This is a genomic window from Microcoleus sp. S13_C3 (assembly GCF_036700905.1).
In the GTDB taxonomy this organism is placed as follows: Bacteria; Cyanobacteriota; Cyanobacteriia; order Cyanobacteriales; family Microcoleaceae; genus Microcoleus.
Map to the genome: position 1 here is coordinate 33272 of NZ_JAUBPT010000069.1, position 6901 is coordinate 40172.

The following is a 6901-nucleotide window of genomic DNA, read 5'->3' on the forward strand; positions in this document are numbered from 1 at the left end:
TTTATTCTTCAACCACACACCAGTGATAAATTTCATAAATAACGCAACCGTTCTTCACCAGCGGGTCTTCAGCGACGATCGCCTTTGCCTCATCCATCGAACCCGCCTCAAACAGCAACATACCGCCGCCCCGCCGCCCCCAGTAGCCAGTTTTCGCTCGGTGTCCTTTAGAAATCAACTCTCGGACATAAGCTCTGTGAGCTGGCACGTATTGGTCAAAGACAGGCTTTTCGACAATTCCTTGCTCAATTTTGACAAACCAAGGCATTTTAAATTTTAGATTTTAGATTTTGGATTTTGGATTGTAGATTGGGAATGGAGTTTTTGGTACAAGCCTTGAGTAAATACTCGATTTTCCATACTCCGCCATTTCTTCCTCACTGCGATCGTATCCTATGAACCAGTCAAAACAGCGATTTTTTATTGCCCTAGTGCCGCCTCCCGATATTGAACAGCACATTACTGAGATTCAACAGTATTTTGCGGAACATTACAACAGCCGCGGTGCTTTGAATTCGCCGCCGCACATCACGCTGCAACCTCCTTTTGAATGCTTAGCGGAGGATGTTCCCAAATTAGAGGAAATTTTGAACCCGTTTTCTGCCAACCGACTGCCAATTCCCGTTACTCTATCCGGTTTTGCTGCTTTCGCGCCCCGCGTCATTTACGCGGATGTTGTCAAATCACCCGAATTGCTGGAGATTCAAAAAGATTTGATGACTTATATGGAGGCAACTTTGGGAATAGTCGATCGAGTTTCTCAGACTCGCCCATTTGTACCGCACATGACAGTAGCGTTTCGCGATTTAACTAAAGAGAATTTTCAAACGGCTTGGTTGGAATTTGCAGGGCGATCGCTCCACTTTGAGTTTACCGCTTCGGCGTTAACTTTACTGCTTCACGACGGCAGCCGATGGAACATCAGCAACCAATTCCCACTTTCCGCCTAAACTCTCTCCCTTCTCTTTCTTCGCGTCCTTAGCGTCTTCGCGGTTAGTTTTCCCAGTTTTTTTTATTAGCCAATCCTGATAAATATCATTTCCTCACTAGAAACCTGTTGAAAATTAAAGCCAGTCACAACTTACCGAAAGCATCAAGGATACAAGCCCCGGATTCATCCGTGGTGGAGAAATAACAAACCTGTATCCGATAAACTTGCCCCCAATTTATCCGTGGGGTCAATGCTTCAATTCTAAAATCTAAAATCTAAAATCTAAAATCTAAAATCGATTGACCGATCGCTCTTATTCGGAGTTGCCAGTGCCACAGTTCCATAAACCGAAATTCCCGATTGTTCCAAAATTTTAATTGCCGACTTAACCGTAGTACCGCTAGTGTAAATATCATCAACTAACAGCACTCGATCGCGCGGGCGCCGGCGGCGAAAATCTTTCCCCAAACCTAAAGCATTTTTCATTTCCGCTTGCCGCTGCTGGGGCGTCAGAGCGAATAAAGCCTGAGTATTTTTCACCCGCTCCAAACCGTGCCGCTGCAAAGGCAAACCAGTCAGCTCACAAAAACTTTCAGCCAACAGTTCCGCCTGGTTAAAACCGCGCTGCTTGAGCTTTTCTTTGTGCAGGGGAATCGGTACAACTGTTAAATTGTCTATAGCTAATTCAGGAAAACTCAGCCAAGCTTCCGCCAGCCAGCCGCCTAGAGGTTTCGCTAATTGCGGATTGCCGTCATATTTCAAAGCTGCGATCGCCCGTTTGAGAGCCCCGCCATACTCACCCCACACAAAAACACGCTGTTGTGAATGCCAAAATCGACCGGGATCGCTTAACTGACATCGCTGAAGTTGCTTGTGACAGTACGGACAAAACTCTCCGGCAGCCGGTCGCTGACAAAGAGGACAGTTAGACTTAAGAAATAGATTGAGAAAAGATTTGACTAATCCCGTCCATTTTCGCTTGTTCATCCTAAAATTATCGTAAGTGATTAATGGGAAAAACTTTCAACTTCAATCAGTTTCCACCGACAGGCTCGCAGCGTGAAAAACCTCTACTGGTTAGACAAAATTCAACCTTCAGACCGAGATGCAGTGGGAGAAAAAGCATTTTACTTGAGCTGTTTGCTCCAGAAAAATCATCCCGTTGTACCGGGTTTTGTCGTGCCGGCTACCACATTCTGGCAGTTTTTAGAGTCGATCGAGTGCCTAGAACCGCTGTTTGCTGACTGGCCACACTCTTCCCTGCACTTGAATGTCGATGAACCCAGACAACTGCAATCGATCGCCCGCAGCATCCGCCACCAAATCCTCGCCGGCAAACTACCAGATTCACTGCTCTCCACCCTAGAGTCTGCTGTTTCTCAACTCAACTCCAAGTCAAACTTAAACTCCACAGCCTTAATTTTTCGCCCTTCCCTGACTTCCTGGAACCCGAAAACAGTCGGCATTCTGGCATCTCAGGCAGTACGGGCAGAACCCGAAGCCATTGGGGACGGACTCAAACGAGCTTGGGCAGAAATGTTCAGAGCCCGAAGTCTATTTTACTGGCAGCGGTGCGGCCTGCGGGTACAGCAAATCAATCCCGCAGTTTTGGTGCAGCCACTTCAAGAAGCGATCGCCGCGGGCGAGGTGAAAACAAAGGCGGGTGCACAGTGGGAAATCCAAGCCACCAGCGGTTTGGGATTGTCTCTCGCTAGGGGAGAAACCATCCCCGATTACTATCAAGTGCAGCCAGAAACAACCGCCGTTAAATTCCAGCGGATCGGTTACAAAACATTAGCCTACAATCTCAAAGTCGGCGATGGAGAACCGAAAAAAAAACTGCATATCGGCAAGTTTTCTGCTTTCCCAATTCCCGATTCTCCATTTATAATTCCTGATTTTGCGGATTGTTGCGTGCAAGTTTTAGCGCTGGGAGAGGAAGCACAAACAGAATACGTTTTAGAGGAATCGCAACTGCAAGAAATCATTGAATTGAGTAAAAAAGCGCTGGCAGAATTTGACTCGGATTTAATTTTAGAGTGGACGCTAAACCAGACAGCAAACAGCGGGGAAGCGCAGTTTTATTTCACTCAAGTTCGTCTTGTCAAAGGGGAAAAAGTCGCGCCACTAGAGGAAAATTCGAGATCCCTCCGGCAGCCAAACTCGATTGCCCCAGCCCGAACTCCTGCCATACTCAGAGGTTTGGCAGCAGCATCAGGAAAAGCCGAAGCAATTGCCCAAGTTATGACTAATTCCCACCCAGAAAACGCGGAATTCTTAGCGGGAGGCATTTTGGTAGCCCCGACAATCGATCCGAATTGGCTGCCTTGGCTAAAAGTGGCTGCTGGGGTGGTTGCCGAACAAGGAGGCATGACCTGCCACGGCGCCATTTTAGCGAGAGAATTGGGGATTCCCGCCGTTGTGGGAGTTGCCGGGGCCACGCGGGCGATCGCCTCCGGCGATTCCGTGTTGGTAGACGGCGATAGCGGAGAAGTTTTTGCCCTCACCCAACAGGATGCGATCGAGACAGGAGACAGCCGCCGACTTCGGGACACACCAAAAAAGGCAGATATATACAGTACAGCAGCCAAAATGTCAATAGCCAAACACCAATCTTCTACCTCCGATCGATCGTCCAATTGGGCGTCTAAAGCTCGACAATCTGAGTCTACTCAATATGTTTGGGGCCCACCAACGGCGACTCAACTGCTAGTTAATGTCAGCCAAACAAGTTCGATTGACCGCCTCAAAAATCTGCCAATAGACGGCATCGGATTGCTGCGATCGGAATTAATGGCATTAGAAGCTTTGGACTGTCAAAACCCCAAAGTTTGGCTACAAGACGGCCGCCAATCGGAATTTGTCGATCGCATGGCGGATTGCCTCAGCTTGTTTGCTGCTGCCGTTTCGCCGCGGCCAATATTTTATCGATCTCTCGACTTACGCGAGTCAGGCGACCACGGCAGTTTCAGTTATACCTTTGAACCGGAATTATTTGATTGGGAACTATGCGTACTTCAAAAAGTCTGCGAGTCAGGTCATACCAATGTTAATTTAATTTTGCCTTTCGTGCGCTCGGTTGACGAGTTTATCTACTGCCGCCAGCGCTTAGAAACTGTTTGGAAAAACCGCTCTACAGAGTTTCAAATGTGGATTATGGCGGAAGTTCCTTCGGTGTTATTTTTATTACCAGATTACGTAAAAGCCGGAGTTCAAGGAATTTCCATCGGCACCAACGATTTAACCCAATTTCTGTTAGGGATTCACCGCAACTCCGACCAGGTAGCAGGTGCATTCAACGGGAGCGATCGAGCAGTGATGAGGGCGATCGAACAATTAATCAAACAGGCCCGGGCCGCCGGGATTCCTTGCTCAATCTGCGGCGACGCTCCCGCATTGTATCCCGATACAGTTGAATCCTTCGTGCGGTGGGGGATTTCGTCTATTTCGGTCAATGTCGATGCTGTAGAACAAACTAGCAGGGCGATCGTCCGCGCCGAACAGCGCCTACTCCTAGAACTCGCTCGATCGATAATTAACAATTAACAACTCCCGGACGCACTTGACCCCAGAAATCCGGTTTCTACTCTCAATCATACCTTTGACAAGCAGCCACCCGCTCAGAAATCGGCTTTCTAGACAACCCGTGCGTCCAGGAATATTAACAACTACAGAAATCCGGTTTCTAATTATATAGCAACCGCTCAGACAGTGAGGACATTTTTAATTGGTGAAGCCCTTGCTTTTATTGCTTTTACTGCTTCTGCCTTCTGCCTTCTGCCTTCTGCCTTCTGCCTTCTGCCTTCTGCCTTCTGCCTTCTTTTTCCTTCCGCTATCAAAAGATTTGATTTTAAAGCTAAGATAGAAATATCGCCAACCCTTTACCCGGAGGTAAAAACCGTGAAATCAAAAATTATTGCAACCGCAGCAATACTTGCCGCCCTGGCCTTCATGCCTCCTCACCCAGCATTTTCTCAACCTGCAACTGACGGTGGCAAAAAACCCGGATTCTGGCAACCTCAAGCGCAGGTTGACAATACTCGCAACATTACCCTAAGACTGTTAAATGAAACTGGATTAAACCTAGAATACGGTCAATCAGGCGCCAGCTTGTCATCTTTGCCCGTCGGAACCAGCAAAAACATCATTGTTCGCATCAGCAATCGCACCGGCGATATTGCCAATATTCCGATTAATGCCACCGGAGGAACCACAACTTTGAAATACGACTATAACGTTGACTCGCAGACAAACATTTTGACGATTCGCATCACCCGATCAGACGGCAGCACTCGGCAAGACCGATCAGTTTATATTGATGAAAAAGGGCGAGTTTACTCTTTCTAAGATTAACGCTCATCAACCCGGTTTATTCTAATAAATCTTGGTTTGATCGGCGATGTATCGGAAGCATCCCGGTTTGGTAAAAAGCGTTTTTTTAGGAGTGCGATCATCCTGCAAAGCTTTGCCTATATATCTGGCTTGGAACACCCTGCAAAGCTTTGCCTATATATAGCCTTTCGAGCTCTCATATGAGGTACTCATGGGCATAGGGCATAGGCCTCCGTGGGCATACCTCACCACGCTTGAGAACCGCTATATATCTCGCTTAGATATCTCACAGCGAACACTCCGATGTAAAAGTGCGTAAATTATGTTTCAAAAAGTATGAATCAAGTGCAGCCCCTTTCCATCGCAGGCATTTACGAAGTGTGTATTGGCGTAGCCGATGCGATTCCACAACTGCAATATTGGGAGCAATTTGGATATCGGATCGGTAAAATAGGAGAATTCTCGGCATCCGAAGCTGGCGAATTATATGGAGTTAGTTCAAAAGTGCGATCGATTCGACTTTATCACCAAGATGCGGATCACGGATTAATTCGCTTGATGATTTGGGAAAAACCTACAAACGATGGTTTGCAAATGTCGTCAATGAAGGTGAAAGGCAACCGTTGGGCAACTACTTTAACTGCTGATTTGTTGAATATACTCAACCATGCCGAAGAGGCTGCATCTGCCAATTTGTCGGTCAAATATACATCCCCGCACTGGGCGATTATTTACCACAAAGAGCGAAAACCGCGTCCTTTTGTCGAGGCGGCTGTCGGAGTGCGTGAGATGATGCTTTTGCAGCCTTTGAGTCGGCAAGTTTTTTTTCAAAGATTCAATTATGCTGTGCCTAATTACGGGAAAATCAATTCAAATGCTTTTTTAAAAACCAGTCAAATTACCCACATGGGAATGGTAATTCAAGATGACAGCAAAGAAACGCTGCTATTTTATGAAGAAGTTCTGGGATTGATTCGGGCGCGCGACGATGGAGAAACAACCTTTGAGTCTTCCCTCGCCGGAAGGGAGATTTTTGAGCTTCAGTCTGGGGAAGGATATGTGGTGACAGCTTTTGATGACCCCCGATCGTCGAAAACAGATTTTCGGGCCGCGCGATCGGGTAGACTATATATTGTGAGGTTCCCGAGTTCGATCGCACTAAGCGATGGATTTGATCGCGCCAATCCCGGATGTTTGGGAATGTCGCTGTACACATATCGAGTGTCTAGTATTGCAGAATATTTTGAGCGAGTCAAAGCCAGCAAGGCACAAAAAATCACAGAAATAGTCGCTAATGAATTTGGGGAACAAAGTTTTTCCTTCATTGCACCTGACGGATATTTTTGGACATTGATAGAATCAGGTTTGTAGTGAAGAATGCAAGTCTTAATAAAAATCACAAGACTTGCATTCTTCACTACAAATTAATTTGACTGATATCAGTTCCGGTTACACTCCTTATGATATAGAGGAGACTGCACGTGCCGCTTCCCTACGCCAGATTAATTGTAGGGGCACGGCAGTGCCGTGTCCTGGCTGTAAGTAATATTAATTCCGATGCTAAGTAGGTAGGCGTAAAAAAACCAAATCATGTTAAGATAAGTAAACACTCAAGATTTGATTTACAAAATCAACAAA

The 6901-nt window shown here is 46.7% G+C and carries 7 protein-coding genes; 4 read left to right on the forward strand and 3 right to left on the reverse strand.

What is annotated here, in order from left to right; genetic code table 11:
• Position 1: 1 nt before the first annotated feature.
• Complete coding sequence (locus QUA16_RS19345; RefSeq protein ID WP_006632991.1) at positions 2 to 268, reverse strand: YciI family protein; 267 nt, start codon at positions 266 to 268, stop codon at positions 2 to 4.
• Positions 269 to 395: 127 nt separating this feature from the next.
• Here QUA16_RS19345 and QUA16_RS19350 point away from each other — a divergent pair, with 127 nt between their 5' ends.
• Positions 396 to 950, forward strand: a complete 555-nt coding sequence (locus QUA16_RS19350; protein ID WP_333105218.1) for a 2'-5' RNA ligase family protein — start codon at positions 396 to 398, stop codon at positions 948 to 950.
• A 263-nt stretch (positions 951 to 1213) separates the two neighbouring features.
• Here the strand turns inward: QUA16_RS19350 and QUA16_RS19355 are convergent, their stop codons facing one another.
• On the reverse strand, positions 1214 to 1918 hold the full coding sequence (locus QUA16_RS19355; protein WP_333105217.1) for a ComF family protein: 705 nt from the start codon (positions 1916 to 1918) through the stop codon (positions 1214 to 1216).
• A gap of 72 nt (positions 1919 to 1990) precedes the next feature.
• On the opposite strand from QUA16_RS19355, the gene QUA16_RS19360 reads away from it, so the two are divergent.
• Entirely contained in the window at positions 1991 to 4477 is a 2487-nt protein-coding gene (locus QUA16_RS19360; RefSeq protein WP_333105216.1) for a putative PEP-binding protein, read from the forward strand.
• 158 nt (positions 4478 to 4635) lie between these two features.
• Here QUA16_RS19360 and QUA16_RS19365 read toward each other — a convergent pair whose 3' ends face one another.
• A complete protein-coding gene (locus tag QUA16_RS19365; RefSeq protein WP_333181299.1) occupies positions 4636 to 4770 on the reverse strand; it encodes a hypothetical protein in 135 nt (44 codons plus the stop codon).
• A 61-nt stretch (positions 4771 to 4831) separates the two neighbouring features.
• On the opposite strand from QUA16_RS19365, the gene QUA16_RS19370 reads away from it, so the two are divergent.
• Positions 4832 to 5278 (forward strand): hypothetical protein, encoded by a 447-nt coding sequence (locus QUA16_RS19370; protein WP_333105215.1) that lies wholly within the window; start codon positions 4832 to 4834, stop codon positions 5276 to 5278.
• A 321-nt stretch (positions 5279 to 5599) separates the two neighbouring features.
• Positions 5600 to 6634 carry a VOC family protein gene (locus QUA16_RS19375; protein WP_333105213.1) on the forward strand — a complete coding sequence of 345 codons (1035 nt, stop codon included), beginning with the start codon at positions 5600 to 5602 and terminating at the stop codon, positions 6632 to 6634.
• Positions 6635 to 6901 lie beyond the last annotated feature (267 nt).